We start from the raw sequence: 1,575 nt of genomic DNA on the forward strand, positions 1-1,575 counted from the left end.
CTTCGATATCGGCGAGGATGATCTTGCTCATCTTGTACATCGCCTGCCGCGCCCGGTCGGCCTTCTCACGGTCCGGATCGTTCATCAGGCGCAGCGCCGGCTCCGGGATGACCTGCCAATAGACGCCGAACTTGTCCTTGAGCCAGCCGCAGGGTTTTTCCGAGCCGCCGCCTGCCGTCAGCGCATTCCAGTAGTAGTCGGTCTCGGCCTGGTCGCTGGTCTCGACGTAGAGCGAGATCCTTTCATTGAAGGGCGGCACCCCGCCGGCGTTGAGCGCGGTGAAGCGCTGCCCTTCGAGCTCGAAGTCGAAGATCGCGTGCGGCACCGTCCCGTTGGTGCCGCCGACGAAGTCGGTGAATTCGATCGCGCCCAGCGCCCGGCCGTTCCTGAACACCGACAGATAGAAGTCGCGCGCCTCTTCGGCATCGAGGTTGAACCAGAGGAAGGGATGAACGTTAGCCATGTTTGCCTCGTGATTTTTGATCACAAATCCTGTGAGGATTTTTGACTGGCAAAAGCTCGACGGACAAACCAAAATTTGGCAAGTATTTGTTACCTTCACTCACAAATGACTTTCTCGCCGTGACCCGCAAGCTGCCGCCGTTGAATGCATTGCCGGCCTTCGAGGCCGCCGCGCGCCACCTGAATTTCTCCAGGGCGGCAGACGAGCTCAACGTCACGCATGGCGCCGTCAGCCGCGCGGTAAAACATCTCGAGGACCAGCTCGGCGTGCAGCTCTTCGAGCGCGCGACGCGCTCGGTGCGGCTGACCGCCGTCGGCGAGCCTTATGCGCGGGCGGTGCGCGAGGTGCTCGACCAGCTCTCGGTCGCCACCCACACGGCGACCTCCCGCCTCTCTGGCTCGACCTTGAATGTCAGCACATCGGACGGCTTTGCCGGAAAATGGCTGGTACCCCGGCTCTACCGATTCCATCGGGCGCATGCCGACATCGACGTACGCGTCTCGACCACCGGCAAGCTCACCAATTTTCGCGGCGACGGCATCGATGTCGCCATCCGTTACGGCAGCGGCGATTATCCGGGGCTGACGTCGGAATTCCTCACCGGCGAGGAGGTTTTTCCCGTCTGCAGCCCCAGGCTCCTGGAGGGACCGCATCCGCTCAAGAAGCCTGAGGACCTCAAACATCACACGCTGATCCGCGACGGCTATCGGATCGACTGGGCGGCTTGGCTTGCCAGCGCCGGCGTCGAGGGCGTCGACCCGAACAGCGGGCTCACCTTCGATTCCGCCACCTTCGCGGTGGAATCGGCCGTGCAGGGCGAAGGCGTGGTGCTTGGCCGCACCATGCTGGTTTCGGCCGACCTCGCCACCGGCAGGCTGGTTCGGCCTTTCGACCACGCGTTGAAAGCCGTCTCCAGCTTCTACCTCGTCTACCCGCCGGAAGCGATCCGCCAGCGCAAGGTGAAGGCTTTTCGGGATTGGTTGTTTTCGGAGATCGGGCCGGGCTGAGTTCAGCGACCGTCAGCACAGCGCCTTGCTGCCTTCGAAACATGGCAGCCAGCCTGCACTTCCTGCGGCAATGGGGCAACCGACGGCGTGGGCGGGGGGCGTTGG

Annotated in this window: 2 protein-coding genes; one reads left to right on the forward strand and one right to left on the reverse strand. The window is 63.2% G+C overall.

Going from position 1 to position 1,575, the window contains the following annotated elements; genetic code table 11:
* Positions 1 to 463, reverse strand: a 463-nt coding sequence (locus EOA38_RS36120; RefSeq protein WP_127301463.1) for a VOC family protein, incomplete at its 3' end; no start/stop codon positions are given.
* 119 nt (positions 464 to 582) lie between these two features.
* Between EOA38_RS36120 and EOA38_RS36125 the strand changes: the two genes are divergently transcribed.
* Entirely contained in the window at positions 583 to 1,470 is an 888-nt protein-coding gene (locus EOA38_RS36125) for a transcriptional regulator GcvA (protein ID WP_127301464.1), read from the forward strand.
* Positions 1,471 to 1,575: the final 105 nt, after the last annotated feature.

The organism is Mesorhizobium sp. M1E.F.Ca.ET.041.01.1.1 (genome assembly GCF_003997355.1).
Lineage (GTDB): Bacteria > Pseudomonadota > Alphaproteobacteria > Rhizobiales > Rhizobiaceae > Mesorhizobium.